This window comes from Clostridium yunnanense (assembly GCF_016595795.1).
GTDB lineage: Bacteria > Bacillota > Clostridia > Clostridiales > Clostridiaceae > Clostridium_AR > Clostridium_AR yunnanense.
This window is the reverse complement of sequence record NZ_JAENHN010000071.1, coordinates 87,946-110,132: the sequence shown is the minus strand read 5'-3', so window position 1 is coordinate 110,132 and position 22,187 is coordinate 87,946. Positions and strand designations below refer to the sequence as shown.

The following is a 22,187-nucleotide window of genomic DNA, read 5'->3' as shown; positions in this document are numbered from 1 at the left end:
TTAAATTATGGTGCTGCCTTGAACTTTTCATTCAAGACAGCACCTTATTATAATTACTATTTAACGCCTAATTTCTTTTTGTTTTCTTCAAATTGTTTTTGTCTGTAAGCAACAACCTTATCGAAACCAGCTTCATCTCTCTTCTTCTTGAATTCAGCAAATATTGTGTCGAATTCAGCATCTGATTTAGCCATTAATAATTTAGGAAGTGTAGCTCCTAAAAGCTGATCTAGCTTAGTTTGTGCTATTCCTTCTGCATTATCTCCCTTTGGATTGATTTGGTCATATACTGCATAGCTTACAGTCTTTCCTTTTGTCCAGTCTTCCATAGCCTTTATTGGTTCTGATGATGGAGGAGCCCACTTAAGTTGTAGGTTAGTATCCATTAACATCCAGTAAGTGAATGATGCACCGTATTTCTTATCGAATGCAGGTCTATCTTCATTTAATAATTTAAGTACTTCTGGCTTAAATTGTTCTTTTCCGTCTATTGTATCGTAAGTTACTCCCTTTTCACCTAGGAATAAGTCTTTGTTACCTTCTTCACTGATTAAGTAGCTTATGAATCTTATAGCTCTCTTAGGATCCTTACAAGCTTTTGATACAAGTGTTACTGTCCAACCACCTAATTTGTCTCCTGCAAGCTTTGCTTGATCTCCCTTAGAATTCTTAGGTCCATCTACTGCTATATATATTGATTTAGGATCTTTTTTGTATAAATCTAATTGTTGTGAAGCCATATCTGATCTCTGATATAACATAGCGAAATATCTGCCTTGAGCAACTTTTTCTTCCATTTGTGATCTCTTATCAACAAATATATCTTTTGCTAAAAGTCCCATTTCGTTAGCTTTTCTGAAAGTCTTTAACCAAGTTATATATTCTGGATCAGTTTGTCTATCATATACTTTTCCATCTTTTTCCCATGGAATAGCTAAGAAGTTTTGAATATAGTCATTTAAAGAGTAGTTTCCTGTATCTCCAAACTCATGCAATCCTATTGGGATTAATGGTTGACCATTTACTGTTCCAAACTTTTCCTTAGCAGCCTTTAAAGCATTAAGGAATCCTTCTGGTGTTGACATATCTGGCTTTCCTAAAGCTTCATACATGTCTTTTCTTACTAGGAAAGTTTGATTTGATGGCTTAAGATCCTTATATTTATCGAAATCTTTTAAAGATGATGATGCATTTGGATATTCATAAACATGTCCATCTTCTTGTTTGTACCAGTCAAGTTTTTGTTGATCTGCAACCTTTGTGAAGTACATATCATACTTTTGTGCTAATTCATCTAGTGGAGATACTAATCCACCTTGAATCATAGTCTTAATTGCAGCATCATTACAGTCTAAAGTTAAAATATCTGGAAGTTTACCTGAAGCTATCATAGTGTTTACTTTTTCAGCTTCATTACCAGCTGGTGATATTAGATTAAGAGTAACACCAGTTTTCTTAGTTACATACTTAGAAATAGCGTCATCCTGCCACTTCTTTGTAAACCATGAGAAGTTTACATACCAATCAAGAGTTACAGGTGAAATATCTTCCTTCCAACCTGGTTGGTCTGCAGACGTAGTGCTAGTTTCTTTAGCTTTATCGTCTTTCTTATTACCACAGCCTACTAAAAATGACATACTTATTACAGTTGCTAGGCCTACGGTTAAAACTTTAAAAATTTTCTTCTTGACCATACTTAGTCCCCCCTAAGATAATTTTATTTATACAAACTTCTGATTAAATTTATTAGGATTTAAATAAGTTAACTTAATATTAATCAGAAATTGTTAACCCTTTACTGAACCTAAAAGCATTCCCTTTACAAAGTACTTTTGAAGGAATGGATACACACATACTATTGGGAATGTAGTAACAACCATTGTCGCAAGCTTTATAGTCTGCTGTGTCACACCGGATGAACTTACTGATCCCGGCATATTTGTACTAATTGCACTAGCTCCAGTTTGCGCTACAATCTTATATAGATAAGTTTGTATAGGTTGCAAATCATTATTGTTTATATAGATCATACCTGTAAAGTAGTCATTCCATTGATAAACTCCATGGAATAAAGCTATTGTTGCTATTACTGGAAGTGATACAGGTATTACTACTCTAATAAATATTTTAAAATCTGTAGCTCCATCTATTCTAGCAGCTTCCTCCAATGAAGGCGGAATCTGACTAAAGAAGGATTTAAATATAAGCAAATCATAAAAACTGAATGCTGCTGGTATTATATAAACTAAAAAGTTATCTAACATACCTAAATTTCTTATAAGTAAATACAACGGTATTAAACCACCACTAAAGAATAGTGTTATTAGTCCTAAGGTTGTATATATATTTCTTCCAACTAAACTCTTCTTTGAAAGTGCATAGGCTACCATTGCTGTAAAGAAAACATGTACTACAGTTCCTACTACAGTTTTTGCAACAGTTACTCCTAATGCCTTTACAATTCCTGGATTACTAAATACTGCTGTGTAATTCTCAATCGTAAACTTTCTTGGCCACCAGTAAATTCCACCAAGCATGGCATCTTTTCCATCGTTAAAAGAATTTACTAGAGTATACCAAATTGGATATACAGTTATAAAACATATTAATAGCATAACTATTATGTTTATAGTATCAAATATTGCTTCGCCTTTAGTTCGGCGTTTTAAAAAATTTATCTTCATACCCTGCTCCTCCTAGAATAATGATGTATCATTCATCTTTTTGCTTACAAAATTAGCACTCCATAAAAGCATAAATGCTATTACTGATTTAAATAATCCTACTGCTGTTGCATAAGAGAATCTTGCTTGTTGTAAACCCATTCTATAAACATATACATCTAAAACATCACTAGCACTAGCATTTAATTGGTTCTTTAAAACCATTATTTGATCGAAATTAGTATTTAAAAGTCCACTTACAGCGAGTATGAATAATAGTGCTATAGTAGGTTTTATGCAAGGTAAAGTTATACTTAACATTTTTCTAATTCTACCAGCTCCATCAGTGGTAGCCGCTTCATACAATTCAGGATCGACTCCTGCTATAGCCGCAAGATATATGATAGCTGACCATCCCATTTCTTTCCACAACTCAGATATTACTGATATCTGCCAAAAATACTTTGGTTCTGCCAGGTACGTTAATGGTTCTTTTATTATGTGTAAATCCATTAATATTGTATTTAATATTCCTACATCTGAAAGCCAGTTCATCATTATTCCACCTAAGATTACCCATGATAGAAAGTGTGGAAGATATGATATAGTTTGTACAAATTTTTTGAACTTTATAGATGTAAGCTCATTCAACATCAATGCAAATATTATTGGCAATGGAAAACATACTATAAGTTTGAATATACTGATACCTAATGTGTTTTTCATAACATTCATGAAATTTTCATCAGCTAAAAACTCTTTAAAATATTGGAGCCCCACCCATGGTGCTTCTGATATTGGTTTAATAATGCTATACTTTTTAAAAGCAATTACCACACCATACATTGGTATGTAAGAAAATATAATCATCCATATAACTCCAAGCCAAGCCATGACTTGCAGTTGCTTTTGATTCTTAAACTTTAGTTTAACCTTGTTAAACTTTTCTTTGAATGGTACTTTGTTTTGTGGTTTATTTATTGCTACGGCTGTTCCTCGTTCCTGCATCCTTTCTCCCCCTCACTGCAACGTTTACAAGTATTATTTTACATCTCTCTGAACGTTTACATAAGTAATCGTTTTTTGTTTTTGGTGTCATTTTTTTGGTTAATTTTATAAGTAAGTATAAATCTCATAGTAAATCCCAAAAATAGATCCCCCACTAATTATGTTTATTAATAAATAAAAAACACCTATGTTAAAAATAGTAACCGTAGCTTACATCTTACTATTTCTTGCATAGGTGAAATTAAATCAACTTATTTCTTAGTTACAGTAATAATATTTTTATCAGAATCTACTACTTCAAGATTATTATCTTTAATTAACTTAAGCGATGTTTCATTATTATCCAAAAACAAAATACTGTCTGTGTTTGTATTTAAAAACTCCTTTATACCACCTTTTTTAGCTTTTCCATCTTTAAAAAGCTCTAAAGCAAATACATTTCTTTGATTCCAATCAGTGCCTTCAAATTGATTAGTACTATAAACGTAAGATGTATACTTGTCCAAAGATATATTCGTGTCTCTTAAGTAGTTTTCAAACACATCTGTTGGCTCAGTCTTAATGTAACTTAAGAACTTATATTCATATAACCCTGCTGTAGCTGCAATAGCTAAACATAACATAACAGGAAATATACTCTTTCTAAAGCTTTGAATACTATACTCAGCCATTCCCCCTATTATCAAAGTAATGGTGGATATATACGGAATATATACCATGACAGCTTTGTCTTAGCAATTGAAAATAAGATCAGTAGCAGCATTACCCATATCACCAAACCTATACATTCATTAAAGTTATCCTTAAATGCATAGTTTATATTCCTTGATATTATTAATATAAGCAAAAGTACTATAGAAACACCTATATACCATCTATAGTTCACAATTAAATTCATAATATAAACATACCAAGGACCGGAATGTCCCTCTATTGGTGAATTAGTCCTAGAAAGCAAATCATAGCTTATCATATCATGTATAAACTTAAAGCCATCATATCTTATTCTTATAAGCGCCCATAAAAGAATGGGTAAAAAACTACATCCAATGAATATAAGCCATTGTTTCCAATTGAATTTTACAATTAGCTTTGTAACTATTAAATATAATCCAACAACCCTACAATTGCTACAGTATGCCAACTCTTAGCTAAGAACGCCAAGGAAAAGGCAAGTCCCGTCACATAAATGTAATTGCGCTTATGGTATGAGCTTATGGCCGCAATAACCGAAATATTGAATCCCCATCTCCACTTCTTGCTCCATGAAACTATAAAAAATGTATTGAAGTAGCCATAACCATAGATGATACAAGTGATGCAATCCTTCCAAACCTCTTATATTAGAAAATTTCTATAACAATTATAGTTAAAAAAGCACTCAAAACTGACATAGCTCTAAAACCTATTAGATTATACCCAAAAATCTTAAATCCTAAAATTATACCCCAATAACTTAATGGTGGTTTTAAGTTGTAGTAGTCATTCTCATAATTAAAGGTATTTAATATATAGTTACTGTTTTTAATCATTTCATAAGCATTAGCTCCATGTCTAGCCTCATCCCAATCTTTTATAGGCTCTGTTCCAAGCTTATAGGTTAAATTAAACACAGTTATTGCTAAAATGACTATTATCAAAACATAGTAGTATTTATATAAAAGTTGCTTTAGCTTATTTTCATTATTAGAAATCCTTCCACTATTGCCCTCCAAATTACACGTTCAATATATTTATCTTATAGTACATACAGTAAAAAAGTCGCTAAAGCGTCTTTCTTCCGTACATCAAAAAAGTAAAAGCATACACAATTGTGCATGCTTTATTAAAACCTAATACTAAATATGTCCCAGATAAGATTACACACATTTCCAATTGTAATCCATACACTAAATGTTGTAAACTAATTACAAATTATTTTAAAAGCACATTATTTTATGGATTCCTCATTGTAATCTTCTTCATATATAAACTTATGAAGTGCTTCAATGTTCTCCTTTTTGTCCCAACCTAAAAAATATGTATTTCTAACATATATTGTACTGTTATGTCCATCTATAGGAATTCTTAATTGATCAACTTTATTTATCTTCTTTAAAAGCACATCCTTAGATAAACTTATTATATCTGATCTATCCATTGTTGTAGTAACATTTGGTAGCATTTCACCAATTGCAGTATTTAACTCCAACAGATTCATCTTAGATAACTTCTCAACCATCTTTGTTAAAACCGTTCTCTGTCTTTCTGTTCTTTGAAAGTCACTTTTCCCTACATATCTTATTCTGGCATATCCAACAGCCTGCTTTCCATTTAGAAGCTGCAGCCCAGGTTTTGTGACTAAAGTAGGCTTCACTTTCTCTATGTTAGCAACCTCTTTTACATAGCTATTTAAATATGGAACTTCTTCTGAAGTAACATTTATCTCTACCCCACCAACCTGGTCAATTATTTTCTCAAGTCCAAAAAAGTCAACTTCCACGAAGTTTTTTATATTCATTTTAAAATTTTCATTAATGGTTTTTAGAGTTAATTCACCTTTCCCATACGCGTAAGTATGAGTTAATCTATCTTGATTCAATCCCTCCATAGGCCCATGTCCTGTCATATCAACAATCATGTCTCTCATAAGAGAAGATAATTTTATCTTATTATGTTTCTTATCTATGGTTGCAATCATCATAGAATCAGATCTTGCGTCTTGATCTACAGCTCTTGCATCTACCCCCATTAATAATATGTTAATATAATCATTTTGCAATTCTTTATTTTTTTCATTATAAGCATTCGAGTCAATACCAAGCTTGCTATTATCCCTAGAAATGGTAGTTGTATTTATCTTTGAAAATTGTCTGTTTATCATGTAATATGGTATGCCAAAAACCAGTCCTATTATAATAACAATAACCGTAACAACTATTAATGCTCTCTTCTTCTTATTTATTGGTTTCTTTTCATTCTTTTTATAACGTTTACCCATATTATGTTTCTCCTCTTAACAATAAAATGTCAATTTATTATATCATAACAAATTAATTAATTCACCTCATAAAAGTTACAATTACTGGTTCATCCTTTTCATCCCATAATTTAGCTTATATTCCCCTTAAGTGTAGATTTAATACACTTAAGCTCCATTTATAAATGGTTCTTACTTAAAAAATCGCTTAAAGCCTTAGGTTTAGCTACTTTGAAAAGTTTATATTTCCCTATACAAAAAAAGATTGATGCAAGTACATCAATCTTTTTTACTATTCAAAATCATCCTACACATTTTATTAGGATTAATTTCTGTTTAATAATATTGTTGAAATTAAGGTGTTGCTTCCGGAGATGCTATCTGAGTGAGCTATTAGAATTAAATGATTTTCGAAAATGTAATAGCGTTTAAAACTGTACTGTTCGAACGGAGTGAGTTATACAGTTTTAGCTATGGAATTGTAGAAAATCATATTAATTCTTTGCGAAACTCATTAAAACATTGGATGAGTGACGCCTTAATTTCAATAACTCATTCATTAAACTCTGAATCCAGAGGTTATTTCTTTAAGTTTTTTAGACATTTCAAATAACTCATCTGTAGTTCTTTCTATTTCAGACATAGCGCTAAGCTGTTCTTGTACACTAGCACTCATATTTTCAGTTCTTCCTGCTATTTCATTGGATGTTGAAGCTATATTTCCGATAGCTTTTTCTATTTCTTTAGTACTTCTTGCCTGTTGTTCATTGGCATCATCAATTTGCTCAATCTGAGTTGCTATATTTTGAACACTATCTATTATATTCTGTATAGTTTCTCTTACTTCAGAAGCCTTAGAAACTCCAAGAGCCACTCTGTCTTCAACTTGACTTACCGATTGAACCGCTGTAGCAGATTTAATTTGATTTTCCTTAACTAATGCAGCTATTTCCTTAGCCGCATTGTTACTTTCGTCAGCAAGCTTTCTTATCTCATCAGATACTACGTTAAAGCCTCTTCCAGCTTCACCAGCTCTTGCTGCTTCAATAGCTGCATTTAAAGCTAACAGGTTTGTCTGTTCTGATATTGAGGTTATTATCTTTATAATATCGCCAATCTTCTTTGAGGAAACATCAAGGTCATTGATTATTGATGAAACTTCTTTAGATGACTCAGCAATTTCAGTTATTGATTCTACTATTTCATTTACCTTTAATTCACCATTTTCAGCAGCTTCTTTTGCTCTTCTACTATTGTTTGTTGTGTTCTTACTTGCAACTGCCGTAGATTCAGAAAAGCTTGCAGCTTCTATAAGACTAGCTGTTGTTTCTTCAGCAGCAGCAGCTCCATCTGAAGTTGATGCTGATATCTCCATAACAGTTCTTGATATCTCTTCAAGACTTTCAGTAGAAGTTGAAGTCGATGCATTAAGTTGATCACTTGAGGAAGATATAGTATCTGCTGACACAGCAACCTCTTTAATTATTGTTTGTAGTTTATCCATAAACCTATCGAAGTTCCTACTTAATTCTCCAACTTCGTCATTACTATTGTAATTAATTCTTTGAGTTAAATCACCGTTACTTTCGTTAATTTCCTTAAGCTTTGAAGTAACTCTTCTTACAGGCACTGTCACAGCCCTCATTATAATAAGAGATAATACAATTGAAACTAAAGCACAAATAGCTATTAGTCCAAATAAAGCCAATCTTGTAGTTGTATATGTAACTTTACTACTATCATATGTAGTTTTTGCTTCTGATACATGTTTATCTATTATCCTATTAAAATCCTTTATTAAAGCATTCTTCATTGAATCAAAGTTTGATACTGCTGCTGGTGGCCCTTGTTGTCCTTGCTGTCCTGGCTGTCCTTGTATCCCTTGTGCTTTTTCCTTAGCTCTTTCTTCTGCATTAATTATAAAGGCATCCTTTGCTTGTAAAAAAGAGTTAAAATCAGCAAGCAATGTCTTAAACTCAGAATTTGACTTATATTTATCTAATGCTTTTGTTACTGATGCAACCTCTGTTGCTATGGCTGCCTTTGTGTTAGCTATTGTACTCGCATCTGTTTCATCCATAAGTGTATTAGAATCATATTTTATTGTCTCTATACCCGTTTTTATATCCTCTAATTCTACTATTGGTGCAAGTCTTTCATCATTAAGCTCAATTATCTTTGAGTTTAAATCTGCTAATCTAAGTATAGAAGCTCCTCCCATAAGCGCAATAAAGAATAAAAAACTAACCGTAAGTACACTCATCTTTTGCCATAATTTCATCCTGTTTAACAATTTCACCCTTGTCCACTCCCTTTAATGTTTTATTTTGCATATAGACGTTCTTTATATTAATGCTTGTACACTTGTCCATTTTCATCTTAATACCTTAATTATTCAGAAAACAATTTCAAATTATGAAACATATCTTAAGTTTTTAATCTTACAAACATACCCAATAAAATTATACTATAAATCTTGTCAAATGTTATCAAATATTATCACAATTTAAAACAATAATTAATATTAAAGTAATAAACTTACAACATTTTTTTATAAATACATATACTTACAATATCTAAAAAGCAGCAAAACATACCAGTATGTATAAATTATATTTAAGTTTTTGCAACTAAATATTTTGCTCCGCTTTCATTTAGAATTATATAAAATAATTGTTGAATCAATATCAAGTAAATATGTGATTCTTGTGTGATTAAAAGCTTAATTATATTTCTATTTTAAAAATATATAAGTTTCTTTAATTTGCTTTATTGAATAACAGATTAAAGTATGTTCAATTCAATTTTTTTATGGATAAAACTATTAGAACTTGTATTTTATAAATTTTATTATTTGCTATTGACTCTAACTTTTCGTATAATATATAATATCATGTAAATAAATATAGTAATTAAAGCTGTGAATTGGAATAGTAGTATTTTAGAATCTTCAGAGAGCTGTGGTATGGTGCGACACGGTGCTTCAACAATACGAACTCGCCATGGAGCATACCTGAAGAAAATCAGGTACGGATTTTCCGTTATAAAATTAAGTGAGATCAACGAATATTTTATTATTCATTGATCTAATAAGAGTGGTACCGCGGATTATGCCTTTCGTCTCTTTTGGAGATGAAGGGCTTTTTTTATTCTTTAGGAAATTATATCACAATTGTATTGGTAGATAATTATGGGAACAAACTTAAGACATAGTATAAAGTTAAAGGATAAAAAAAGAATAATATGTCGCCTGCTAAAATTTCTTCACATCCATGCAGAAAAAGCAGATGCGCAATAAAATTACTAAAGAAGATCGCTTTAGCGAATTTTTTATTTTCTAAAAGTCTTAATAATAGTATTTTATATAACAGTTTACTAGAACATTTAATTATTAATATTTTAGTAAGAATCAAGGGAGGAAAAGTAATGGGAAAATACAGTACTGCCGTAGATAAAAAATGGCAAAAGAAATGGGAAGAAACTGACCTTTATAAATTTGATAAAGAGAATTTAGATAAAAAGCTTTATGTGCTTGAAATGTTCTCATATCCATCAGGCGCTCAGCTTCATGCTGGTCACTGGTTTAACTATGGTCCAGTTGATTCTTGGGCAAGATTTAAAAAGATGCAGGGTTATAATGTGTTCCAACCAATGGGCTTTGATGCCTTCGGTCTACCTGCAGAAAACTATGCTATAAAAACCGGAATACATCCTATGGATTCCACTTATAAAAATATTGAAACAATGGAACAGCAACTTAAAGCTATGGGTGCAATGTTCAACTGGGATAACGAAGTTGTAACATGTTCTCCAGATTACTATAAGTGGTCTCAATGGTTATTCCTAAAGTTGTATGAAAAAGGTTTAGCTTATAGAAAGAAAGCTCCAGTAAACTGGTGTCCTTCTTGTAATACAGTTCTAGCAAACGAACAAGTAGTTGATGGCGCTTGCGAAAGATGCTCAACTGAAGTTACAAAAAAGGACTTAACCCAATGGTTCTTTAAGATAACTGATTACGCAGATGAATTGCTAGAAAAGCTTGATACACTTGATTGGCCAGAAAAAACAGTATCTATGCAAAAACATTGGATAGGAAAATCAACTGGTGCAGAAGTTACTTTCAAAGTAAAAGACTCAGATATCAAATTCGATGTATTTACAACTAGAGTGGATACTTTAAATGGAGTAACCTATGTTGTATTAGCACCTGAAAATCCATTAGTTGATGATCTTACTAAAGATGATTTCAAAGGTGCCGTAGAAAACTATAAAGAAGAAGCTAAAAAACAATCAGATATAGAAAGACAATCAATAACAAGAGAAAAAACTGGTGTCTTTACTGGTTCTTATGCTATAAATCCTATAAACAACAGAGAAGTTCCAATTTGGGTAGGTGACTATGTACTTGCAACTTACGGTACAGGTGCAGTAATGGCAGTACCAGCTCATGATGATAGAGATTATTCTTTCGCATATAAGTATGAACTTCCTATAGAAAGAGTTATAAAAGCTAAAAATGGTGGAAACGACGAACTTCCATATACTGAATATGGAGTACTTGTCAACAGTGGAGAGTTTGATGGTTTAACTACTGAAGAAGCTAAGGTTAAGGTTGTTGAAAAACTAGCTGAAAGTAACCTTGGAGAACAAAAAGTTAACTTTAGGCTTAGAGACTGGTTAGTATCAAGACAAAGATACTGGGGCACTCCTATTCCAATAGTATATTGTGAAAAATGCGGAACAGTTCCAGTACCTGAAAAGGATCTTCCAGTAGAACTTCCATATGATGTTAAGTTTACTCCTGACGGAAAATCACCACTTGCAAAGAGTGACGAATTTATGAACACTACCTGCCCTTGCTGTGGTGGACCTGCAAAGCGTGAAGCAGATACTCTTGATACCTTCATTTGTTCTTCTTGGTATTATTTAAGATACCCAGATAACAAGAATACAGAAAAGCCTTTTGATACTGATTCAATCAACAAGATACTTCCTGTTGATAAATATGTAGGTGGACCAGAACATGCTTGCATGCACTTATTATACGCAAGATTTATAACAAAAGCATTAAGAGATATGGGATATGTTAACTTTGACGAACCATTTAAATCCTTAACTCATCAAGGCTTAATCCTTGGACCAGATGGACTTAAGATGAGTAAATCAAAAGGAAACACAATATCTCCTGACGATTATATATCAAAATATGGTGCGGATGTATTTAGAATGTACCTAATGTTTGGCTTTGCTTATACAGAAGGTGGCGCATGGAGCGATGATGGTATAAAATCAGTTCACAGATTTGTTGAAAGAATTGAAAGAATTATAGAGACCTCAAAAGAACTTATTGATTCTGGCAAAAATACTAAAACAACAATTGATAAAGCTGAAAAAGAGCTTAACTTCTGGAGACATAACTCAATAAGAGCTGTTTCAGATGATACAGAGAAAATGCAATTCAACACAGCTATAGCAAGAATGATGGAGTTCATCAATGCTTTATCTAAGTACACTCAAGAAAGTGATATAAATCCTACTTTCCTAAAGGAAGTATTAGATGATTATTTAAAACTTTTAGCACCATTTGCTCCTCATTTTGTAGAAGAAAACTGGGCATCACTTGGCAATGATTTCTCTGTGTTTAATTCTTCTTGGCCAATATTTGATCCTAAGGCTCTTGTAAAAGACGAAATAGAGATTGCTATACAAGTAAATGGTAAGATAAAATCCAAGATTGTTATACCAAGTGACTTTAATGATGAACAAATAAAAGCAGCTTCCTTAGAGGATGAAGCAATAAAAAATGCTACTACTGATAAAACAGTTGTTAAAGTAATAGTTATAAAAGGACGATTAGTTAATATAGTTGTAAAATAGATTTATAGTTTCAATAAAGGCCACGATTTTACTCGTGGCCTTTATCTATCTAATTGTTCATTAAGTTGTTCATTAGTTTCCATAGCTTTAATTTTATATCATCGGCAAATCTAAAAAATTGTATTGACTATTAAAATAAAAAATTAAGATTCTACTACGGAGATACTATATTAATTCTTTGCGAAACTAATTAAAGTATCGGATGTAGTAAAATCTTAAATTTAAGCTATGTATACTAAAGCAAGTCAGAGAACTCTATGTCTTTATTTTCGCTATTTACTAGACTTTCAACTGAATTAATGGATAAATCAGTTTTTTCTTTATTAGGTAAATATACTCTAAAAGTACTTCCTTCGCCAACTTTACTTTCTAGCAGAATCTTTCCATCGTGCATGTCTACAAGTTCTTTTACCAAAGATAGTCCTATACCACTTCCCTCATTTTCTCTTACAAGAGAAGTAGTTCCCCTTACAAACCTATCAAATATTTTGCCTTGCATGTCTTTAGGTATTCCTTCACCATCATCTTTTACGCTTATAACTACATATTGATCTTCTTCAGATAGAACTACTTCAATATGCCCCCCAGCTTTCGTATATTTAAAGGCATTTGAAAGTAGATTTAGCATAATTCTCTCTATCTTTTCACTATCAAAAGCTATCATATGTTCTTCAAAATCAGTATCAAATATTAATTCTATATTTTTCTCATTAGCCGTATCAACTGTTGATAAAGTTAAAGATTCAATAAACTCCACAATATCGTAATTGCCCATTTTTAATTTCATATAGCCTGTATCAATAGCACTTATATATATAAAGTTATTTATAAGCTTTATAAGTCTTCTTACATTTACTTTCATGCTAGATAAATAATTTTTCACACTCTCTTCATTATTTTTAATATCAGTATGTTCAATCAATTGTATGCTGCTATAAAGCACATTTATAGGAGTCCTTAACTCGTGTGATATATTTACTATAAACTCGTTCTTAAGCTTATCTACTTCATAAGCTTCTTCTAACATCATCTTCTTATTCTCAACTTGATTTTTAAGATCCATCAACCTTATATCCATGTTCTTTCTTGACTCTTCTATACTAATCGCTATAAGAAGTAAAGATAAAATAAAACTTTGTAGCAAATAAGCCACAAGATCCACCTTAAATCTTTGAAGATCTACAAACAGACTCACTATAAAATAAACAATCTGAAATGATGAAAGAGATATAGCAACTATCCCAAAGACTCTCTTGCTTATTGTATTTGTATGTTTCATAAATTTATTTCCTATATATATGTAAATAGACATTAAAAGTACCTTATGTATCATAACTGAAACCATATTAAAATCATAAATAGCAATTAAATCCATAATCATCACTATAACCATTGTAATTATATATGACTTTTTTATCTTCTTTTCCATAAACTCTAAGAGTCCTATATATATTATGAAGTGACAGCTTAGAAAGAAGATTACAGATAACCCTTTTGCTAACGAACTGCCGTAAACTTCCCTATATAAAGTTGCAACTGTAGTAAAAATTCCTATAATATGGCTTAATGATATATAGCCAAAATATTTTTTAGGTTCTATTATATTGTATATCATGAATATTGTTGAAAAAATTGCATATGAAACAATAACTATTATAAAATAATATAAACTTCCCATACTTCATCCTTTACTATGATAAAACATCAAAATTTGCATACTTACAGATTATAACACAATATTATATATAATTACATAATTATACATAATATATAAACTATTATTTTAAATTCAAATATTTTGTAGCCAAATTATTAATTTAGGTATATAAACACATGAAATTCACGTGTAGAAACTTACCTTAATCCATTTTTTACAAATATACTCACATATCCCTTTGGTATAATGACTCTTTATTATCGTATCGAAGTTAGGTTTCTTTAATTTTCTATTTATGTAAATAAAAAACTCACTGAAGCACCCTCTTCAGTGAGTTTTTTATCAAAATAGTACATTTTCAAATCACTTTTTCTTAGATAACAAAAATTCTTATAGTACTTTTGTAAAGTCCTCTAATACCTCTTTTACTAACTCCTCATCCAATTGCTTAAAATACTCTATGTATTTTGAATCATTAAATCTCTCAAACAAATCTCTAGCCATTCCCATCCATAACTCTGGCACATACACCCAAGCTATTTCCTCTACCTTACAGCTCAACAAAAAATGTTCCATTCCCCAAAATAAATAGTTTTCTATGTTATGAAGCTCATTAAATTTAACAAAGTGATTTACAACATCTTTAGAAAGTTCATAATTATAAATATCTACATAGAAAAAATCAAAAGTTTCTCTCTGTGCTTCAAATGCATCACAGTTTATTAATTTGACTTTCTCATTAGAACTAAAATTAGCTTCATAGAGGCTAATTACATCCTTATCCTCTTCATAAACTACTATATCAGTTACTTCTTCCTTTTGTAGTATTTCTTGAAGAAAGTATCCCATTCCAAGTCCAACCACTCCAACTTTTCCTTTTACTCTTTTAATAGCTTCAAAAGAGCCTTGAATCTCCTTAGGGGATATTTCCATATACTTTTTTTCACCACTAGTAAGCTCTAGTATCTGTAATTTGTCGTTATTATATGAAAGTCTATCTTCTACAAAAAGATACCCTTCTAATCTATTCAAATAATTCTCATTTATAAGCAGATTATTAAATTTAGAATTTTTTAATTTATCGTAATATATCTTTAGTTTATCAATATAAAATTCCTCTTCAAACGGAATCATGCTGTCCCCTCAATTCTATATTTTATATTTATATTGTATCATTTTTTCCAACATATTCAAACATTATAATAAAGTAAAACACTTGCATTTAATAATTAATAGGTATATACTGAAAACAAGTTTTAAATACTATTTATTATCAAGTAGGTGATTTTTATGGAAAAAATAACAATAAGCACACCAGCTTATGAGGAATTCAAAGGGTTCTTAGATGAAAATGAAATTAATGACTACAAAATCAGAATAAACCTTGCTGGTTACGGTTGTAGTGGTCCAGTATTTAATATTTCAGTTGATGAATCACATGAAAATGATGTAGTTGAAAAAGTAAATGATATTACTTTCCTCGTAGAGCCTAATTTAGTTGATGAATTTGGTGGTTTTATCATTTTATCAACAGAAGAAAATGATGGCAGAGGCTTATCACTAAGACCTATAATTGAACCTGAAGGTGGCTGTGGTACTTGTGGTGGTTGCCACTAGTAACTATCTTTACCTTAGGTAATCATTTGAATAATTATCCTCAAAAAGGAAGAGACATAAAAATCTCTTCCTTTTATTTTTATATTATTAGTTCATTATTATACTTAAGTATAGAAATTTTACAATGAATAATCTTATATTAGTTTAATATTATTGTTGGAATTAAGGTGATGCTACGGAGACACTACATGAACGAGCTATTAGAATTAAATGATTTTGGGAAATGTATTGTCCGAACGTAGTGAGTTATACAGTTTTAGCTATGGAATTGTAGAAAATCATATTAATTCTTCGCGAAATTCATTAAAATATTGAAGCAGTGACACCTTATTTTTAGCATATTTTCAATACTAAGCCTTAAATTCAAAGCTTGAATAGCTATTACTTATGTTAAAGATTTTGTTTAACATATCAATCCATAAATTTTTAACTTCTATCTTATCCTTCATTCCGTCATAAGTTCCATCTTTAGAGTTTTTCTTTATAGTCGTCTGGAAATATGTATCTAATTCTTTTGAAAAATCACTCATCTTCTTAAAATTTAGTAAATCACTACTCTTAAGTCCTATCTTGTCCCCATTAGAGTTAGCATTGCTTTCTACAAATTTATTTACATAAAGCTTTATTTTATTAATTGCATCGTTTGTAATGTCACTATTAATATTTGAACCATTATTAAACGCAAATCTCTTAGATTGCTTATAATATGAGTAGTCATCCATTAACTTCCAAACCCCTAGATACACTTGATCATACTGAGAAGATAACTTAACTAAATCAGTTTTTAATATACACTTGCTCTGTATTGAATTAGCCAATATTTGGTTGATAGTCTCATTTCCATGTATTATTGTCTCTAGTTCATCAGAAGATTTCTTTCCAATCCTCTCCCTATAGTTTCCGTTATCAATACTTAAGAAAACATTTACAATTAAACTTACAAGTAAAATCGCCACAATAAAAGCAACATACTGAGAACTTTTAAGCTTTCCCATATAATCTCCCCCCGAGCTACAAGGCTTAAGACAAATTCAAACATGTGTAAATTCATAATCTTCGTATAAATCCCTATAGATTACATTTTACCATAGGATGTATCATTCATCTATATTAGATATTACGAAGATTATGAATTTTTTATTAATTTAACTTTTTTAACGTTACATAATGTAACGTTCTATACATCTTTAGATGCACCACTTCGTACTAAAGTTTATATTTTAAAATTCTCTCACCAGAAACCGTGAGAGTTTTAAAAATAGGTTTCTGATCGAATTGGTACATCTTTAGATGCACCACTTCGTACTAACGCTTATATTTTTAAATTCTCTCACCAGAAACCGTGAGAGTTTTAAAAATAGGTTTCTGATCGAATTGGTACATCTTTATCTAGCCCAATCATGTATAACATCTCTCATAGCCTGCAGACCATAATCATACCCATATTTCACCGTTTCTTCTCTAGTAAGTCTTTTTACTACTCCAGGAGATTTTTTTAAGCTTAGTTCTTCTTTACCAGTAAGTACCCACAGAATATCCTTATTTATTGGTTTTACAGTAAGCTCCTGTTCACCTAACCCGTCAGTAAAATATATTAAAATATGATTCCTCATATTCTCTTTCTTTATAAATTCAAATACTGGTGAAAATTTGGTTGCTCCACTTTTACTTATTCTCTTTTTTATATCCTTTGGAGATGCTAATTCATATATTCTTCTTATTTCATTATCACATTCAATAACTGTGATTTCTGCACTTCTACTCTTTGATATTGCCAAAATCTCAATCATTATATTATTTACTTCTTTGTCACTCATAGATGCACTTATATCAATAGCCACTAAAATTTTAGGTAGTACACTTGGAAGCTTTCCTCTTAAATCCAATCTTTCTGGCTGCCTTCTATCCTTGCGAGTAATTGTTTTCTTATATCCACATCTTACTGAAGGTATCAACTTTTTCAAGTAATCACTCCACTTAATCTCAGGTTTTTCATCTAGCGTCAATATATATTTTTCAATATTTTTAGGAGCTTTTCCTTTATAAGCATTTAATGCCGTCTTTTTCTTTATCTCTTTTAGTATATCTTCGGATAAACTAGCGTTTTCCCAAGTATCATGAGCACTTTCCACATCAATACTTGTAACTACATTCTCTTTAGTTTTTACTATCGCTTTCTTCCCCTTTTTGGTTACTGCTTTCTGTAACTCCTCAGCGTACTGTTCCATTGTCATATCTTCCTTAAGTTCTAGCTCATATTCTAAATTAACATTATATATCCTGTCACACCAAGCAGGAAGATGCTCAATATACTGATTTACAGCTATATCCATAGCCTTGCTTATAGCTATATTAGAATACTTATCTCTTAAAGCTCTTTGTCTTTCATAATGACCTAACATTATATGATAGATTTCATGCTTAAAAAGGGCCTGCATCTCTTTAAGTTCACATTGAAGAAACAAAATAGGGTTAAAGTACATGTTAAAACCTGATATAAGAGGCTCAGTAGCAATAGGCCAAGTTATATCAAGCTTAAGGCCTCTCTTCACCTGAATAAGAAATTGTCCAAAAAAGTTATCCTCTTTTTCTAACATACTTATTATCACTTGCTCTATTAGTTCATTAAAACCTCTTTTAAAGCTCTCATCAACATCATTTTCACTTTCCCAGGAAGTTGCTTCCATAAGTAATTCTCTTCTTCTTACATCAAAATTCATATATTATCACATCCTTATTAGGGAATTAAAGATGAAACACTTCAATCCGAAATCTATTTTTTTAACTCTCACGGCTTCTGGTGAGAGAATTTGAAAATAGTAAATTTTATTACGAAGTGGTAAATCTACATCCCCCATAAACTAACCTTAAACTTTGCATTCTAAAGTACCTGCTGACGAAGCTATACACTAATCTAAGTATACTTACTTATCTTAGTCATTCTAGGAGAACTATGCAAATATATCAAAGAATGCATCTAAGAAGTCTTCAGTATCTAGAATTTCTTGATATAACCCACTAGAAGAATAGTCACTTTTGATCTCCTTCATTATTCCAAGTCTCAAATCCTTAGGATAAACCTTTAACAATTCTGAAAAAACAGCTATTTTATTGCTTCTTTTGCCCTCTATACGTTCTAAGAATTCTAAGCAGTTCTTAGCAATTATATAAAGTCTCGAATGGCTTTCATTTTTAGTTCTTTCCTTCAATTCAAAAGATAAAATGTCATCTTCAAATATATCTGCAGCAGTTATAAGTGGCGTCTTTAAATTCTTTACGAAGTTTATAAAATCTCCTGAAATGCTAGTACCTACATTTCCCTTAACCACATTGTAGAATATATCAAAGGATATACTATCTTTACGTCTTAAGTAAACCCTGTAAGACTTAGATATTCTTTCCCAGCTTCTTGGAGTTGCTTTAATGCTGTCCTTAGAATCTGGTGTATGAAGATATTCTGGAAATGTTGATATAAATTGAATGATATCTCCATGTATATTACCTTTACTCATTGCCCATTTTATCCAAGACTTAACATCTGAATCCATGTTGATCCAGACAAATCTATCCTCTTGAGCAGGATCCATGTCCACAACTTGATAGTCGCTTTCCTCAAATCCATCATACCTGTTTGAAGGATTCATAGCGGCTACTACATGAACTTTATAAGATAATTTATAACCGTTAATCTCTCTATTAAGTATAAGGTTCATAAGCTCCTGCTGTACCGCATGCTCACACCTATTAAGTTCATCTATAAAAAGCAAAACAGAAATCGTGCTTCCATCTTCTAAAGCCTCATCAACTTCTACAAGCTTAGAATGTGTAGCATAAATAGTAGTTTTTCTCCTAACTTTTTTGCCACCTATTATATACTCTCTATCATCAACTGTTGGTAATCCCCCAATTTCTCCTTCTTTAAGAAGATTGGCATCTATATTTACCAAGTAATATTTATTTTTTTCACATAATTCCTTAATTAAAGAAGTTTTACCTATCCCACTTTCACCTATAATAAGAGGCACATCCCCTGCTTCTAAAACTAATTCAACTGTTTTTAATGCTTCACCAAAATTCATACTGTCACCTTCTCTACATCGATAGCTTATAATCAACTAAGATCTTTTTAGTATTTTTACTTCCATATTCACTGATAAACTTCACTTTGTTCATATCAAGTATCTCTAGCTCTAAATAATTTCTTACATAGTCATCACTGACATCGTCTTTTGCAAACTCCTCCATCAATACTTCTACAACCATGTCCACCTCTATACTATCATGTATGTACTTAACTACATTTATATTATCTCTTATAAAAAGCTTTATATCTTCATAATCAAAATTCGAGATATAATTGATTGCTTCTTCACTTGCCTTAACTGAAGCTCTTTTAGCATTCAGGGTTGGTCTGTCTATAAATCTTATAGCTCCCCAATAATTTTCAATAGCCTTAAGTTGTACCTCTTCAGATGGATCTTGTATATACTTTATTGCATCATAATCTTTAGATACAGCCATCAGCTGAAGCTCTACACTTGGATGCTCAACAAATTGTATGGCCCACCCTTTAGCCTTAATAGCTTCAGTTACTACCTTTTCAGTTTTCTTCTTTATAACCTTTAGCGAATTCCAAAGGCTCTTAACTGCTACAACTGCTATATCTTCAGCAACATCTTCAATATATTCTATAGCTAGTGGATTGTTTTTAACTGCTTCATATTGAACTTCATATTCTGGATTCTTTATATACTGAATAGCGAAACCATTCTTCTTAACTGCAGCCAGCTTTAATTCCATGCTTGGATTGTCTATATTTCTTATATAAATAGGATTGTCTAATATACTTCTAAGTTCATTCTCTTCCATTTTTAAGCCCTTCCTCTCTTAGCTTCAATTAATGTCCCTAAGCCTGATTCTACCCATAAATTCTTAACTTTTTAAGTTCTTAACTTTTTATCTTTCTAAATTATTAAATTTTTATGTGTTTATCTTTTTATACTTTTAAGATTCTATGATTATAAAGTCCTATCTTTAGTCTACATTTAAAAATATCCTTGAAATTAAGTAGTTATAAACTAGATTCTATACGAGCAACTATTAGAATCTTGCTTTACAATATTACTATATATTAGATAATATCAATTATCAATTGTTTGTATAAATTTAACTTCTTTAATTATATCTTGCTAAGAAGCACTCTCTTTAGTATTAAAATCAACAACACTGAAAAAAATGACTCTACATAATGATGTACCACTTCGCTCTAAAATATAAATTTTATTACGAAGTGGTACATCCATATAGAGTTCCTAACTCAAATATTAATTTATACATGCTAAAATTCATAGGTGCGTGATTTTCGAACAAGTATAAATTAAATATAAGCATATTTATAAATAATCCAAATATTTTCTCTCGGTGTGGCGGAGGCTATTATTTGCGCATCTCTACACCCTTTAAGATTTTCTTTTATAATAACTTTTCCTACATGTACAACCCCTGATAGAATATCACAAGTTGAATGGAACTTATATAATTTAAACCAAAGTTTCAAGCTTGATTAAAATATTGCAGTTTTTCAGCTTACTTTCTATATCATTCTCGATACTCTTTGAAATTTTACTTGCTTCTTTCAATGTTATATTTTCATCTAATACTAAGTGTATATCAACATATCTTTGACTTCCAGCTTTCCTTGTTCTAAGTTCATGCCATTCAGTATAAGAATCCTTGTAATTTTCCATAATACTCTTTATTACTATTAAATCTTCTTCAGATAAACTAGAATCCAAAATCGGATTAAAGGCATCTCTTAATAATTCAAAGGCTTCCTTACATATAAATAACGCTACCAATATTGCTATTATTGGATCAAGAAAATTCAATCCTGTTATCCAAATCATTAGAAGTCCTCCACCTACACCTAAAGAGGTATAAACATCTGTTTTCAAATGTAAGGCATCTGCTTTTAGGGCTATGGAATCATATTTTTGAGAAGCTTTGTATAACTTACCAGACACATAAAAGTTTATCACTGCTGATATAAACATAACTACAAATCCAACTCCAACCGACTCAACTGTTATTCCAGATAGTACTTTTTTAGCAGCCTCAAATATAATCCAAAATGCAGCTACAAATATTAGTAAAGCCTCAATTACTCCTGAAACATTCTCCATCTTTCCATGCCCATATGGATGTTCTTCATCTGCGGGTTTTCCTGAAAGTTTAACAGAGATAAATGCTATGATAGCTGCCACTAAATCTACAGACGAGTGTATTGCTTCTGACATTATACTAACAGAGCCTGTAAAAATACCAAATACTATTTTTAATATTATGATTATAGAATTTGATATTATGGATAGCTTAGCAACATTGTTTTTTTCGCTCATTATGAACA

17 protein-coding genes and 1 other annotated feature are annotated in these 22,187 nt (G+C 31.0%); of the genes, 2 read left to right on the top strand and 15 right to left on the bottom strand.

Annotated elements, in window-relative coordinates:
- Window positions 1-56: 56 nt before the first annotated feature.
- The 8 genes from JHL18_RS25445 to JHL18_RS25410 form a co-directional block, all read right to left on the bottom strand.
- Window positions 57-1,694: a type 2 periplasmic-binding domain-containing protein gene (locus JHL18_RS25445; protein WP_200274557.1), complete on the bottom strand. Its 1,638-nt coding sequence runs from the start codon at window positions 1,692-1,694 to the stop codon at window positions 57-59.
- A 93-nt stretch (window positions 1,695-1,787) separates the two neighbouring features.
- Window positions 1,788-2,684 (bottom strand): carbohydrate ABC transporter permease, encoded by an 897-nt coding sequence (locus JHL18_RS25440; RefSeq protein WP_200274555.1) that lies wholly within the window; start codon window positions 2,682-2,684, stop codon window positions 1,788-1,790.
- A gap of 12 nt (window positions 2,685-2,696) precedes the next feature.
- Window positions 2,697-3,671 carry an ABC transporter permease gene (locus tag JHL18_RS25435; RefSeq protein WP_243278167.1) on the bottom strand — a complete coding sequence of 325 codons (975 nt, stop codon included), beginning with the start codon at window positions 3,669-3,671 and terminating at the stop codon, window positions 2,697-2,699.
- A gap of 251 nt (window positions 3,672-3,922) precedes the next feature.
- Window positions 3,923-4,342, bottom strand: a complete 420-nt coding sequence (locus tag JHL18_RS25430; RefSeq protein ID WP_200274554.1) for a hypothetical protein — start codon at window positions 4,340-4,342, stop codon at window positions 3,923-3,925.
- A gap of 11 nt (window positions 4,343-4,353) precedes the next feature.
- Entirely contained in the window at window positions 4,354-4,815 is a 462-nt protein-coding gene (locus JHL18_RS25755) for a hypothetical protein (RefSeq protein ID WP_207753116.1), read from the bottom strand.
- 199 nt (window positions 4,816-5,014) lie between these two features.
- Window positions 5,015-5,386: an ArnT family glycosyltransferase gene (locus tag JHL18_RS25420; RefSeq protein ID WP_200274550.1), complete on the bottom strand. Its 372-nt coding sequence runs from the start codon at window positions 5,384-5,386 to the stop codon at window positions 5,015-5,017.
- A 215-nt stretch (window positions 5,387-5,601) separates the two neighbouring features.
- Entirely contained in the window at window positions 5,602-6,651 is a 1,050-nt protein-coding gene (locus tag JHL18_RS25415; protein ID WP_200274548.1) for an LCP family protein, read from the bottom strand.
- A 538-nt stretch (window positions 6,652-7,189) separates the two neighbouring features.
- Entirely contained in the window at window positions 7,190-8,911 is a 1,722-nt protein-coding gene (locus tag JHL18_RS25410; protein ID WP_200274546.1) for a methyl-accepting chemotaxis protein, read from the bottom strand.
- Between the two features lie 630 nt (window positions 8,912-9,541).
- Window positions 9,542-9,758: a binding site (T-box leader), on the top strand.
- A gap of 298 nt (window positions 9,759-10,056) precedes the next feature.
- Here JHL18_RS25410 and leuS point away from each other — a divergent pair.
- Window positions 10,057-12,507 carry a leucine--tRNA ligase gene (gene leuS, locus JHL18_RS25405; RefSeq protein WP_200274544.1) on the top strand — a complete coding sequence of 817 codons (2,451 nt, stop codon included), beginning with the start codon at window positions 10,057-10,059 and terminating at the stop codon, window positions 12,505-12,507.
- Window positions 12,508-12,742: 235 nt separating this feature from the next.
- Here the strand turns inward: leuS and JHL18_RS25400 are convergent, their stop codons facing one another.
- Entirely contained in the window at window positions 12,743-14,185 is a 1,443-nt protein-coding gene (locus JHL18_RS25400) for a sensor histidine kinase (protein ID WP_200274542.1), read from the bottom strand.
- A 369-nt stretch (window positions 14,186-14,554) separates the two neighbouring features.
- Complete coding sequence (locus JHL18_RS25395) at window positions 14,555-15,298, bottom strand: hypothetical protein (RefSeq protein WP_200274540.1); 744 nt, start codon at window positions 15,296-15,298, stop codon at window positions 14,555-14,557.
- A 156-nt stretch (window positions 15,299-15,454) separates the two neighbouring features.
- On the opposite strand from JHL18_RS25395, the gene JHL18_RS25390 reads away from it, so the two are divergent.
- Window positions 15,455-15,781, top strand: coding sequence for a HesB-like protein (locus JHL18_RS25390; protein ID WP_200274538.1), 327 nt, complete (start codon window positions 15,455-15,457; stop codon window positions 15,779-15,781).
- A gap of 350 nt (window positions 15,782-16,131) precedes the next feature.
- On the opposite strand, the gene JHL18_RS25385 is transcribed toward JHL18_RS25390, so the two are convergent.
- The 5 genes from JHL18_RS25385 to JHL18_RS25365 all read right to left on the bottom strand — a co-directional run bounded on the left by JHL18_RS25385 (window position 16,132) and on the right by JHL18_RS25365 (window position 22,179).
- Window positions 16,132-16,776, bottom strand: a complete 645-nt coding sequence (locus JHL18_RS25385; protein ID WP_200274536.1) for a hypothetical protein — start codon at window positions 16,774-16,776, stop codon at window positions 16,132-16,134.
- A gap of 390 nt (window positions 16,777-17,166) precedes the next feature.
- The gene (locus JHL18_RS25380) at window positions 17,167-18,501 is read right to left on the bottom strand and encodes a vWA domain-containing protein (protein WP_200274534.1); all 1,335 of its coding nucleotides are present in this window, start codon (window positions 18,499-18,501) and stop codon (window positions 17,167-17,169) included.
- A 231-nt stretch (window positions 18,502-18,732) separates the two neighbouring features.
- Window positions 18,733-19,860 carry an AAA family ATPase gene (locus JHL18_RS25375; RefSeq protein WP_200274532.1) on the bottom strand — a complete coding sequence of 376 codons (1,128 nt, stop codon included), beginning with the start codon at window positions 19,858-19,860 and terminating at the stop codon, window positions 18,733-18,735.
- 13 nt (window positions 19,861-19,873) lie between these two features.
- Window positions 19,874-20,650, bottom strand: a complete 777-nt coding sequence (locus JHL18_RS25370) for a hypothetical protein (protein WP_200274530.1) — start codon at window positions 20,648-20,650, stop codon at window positions 19,874-19,876.
- A 671-nt stretch (window positions 20,651-21,321) separates the two neighbouring features.
- On the bottom strand, window positions 21,322-22,179 hold the full coding sequence (locus tag JHL18_RS25365) for a cation diffusion facilitator family transporter (protein ID WP_200274528.1): 858 nt from the start codon (window positions 22,177-22,179) through the stop codon (window positions 21,322-21,324).
- Window positions 22,180-22,187 lie beyond the last annotated feature (8 nt).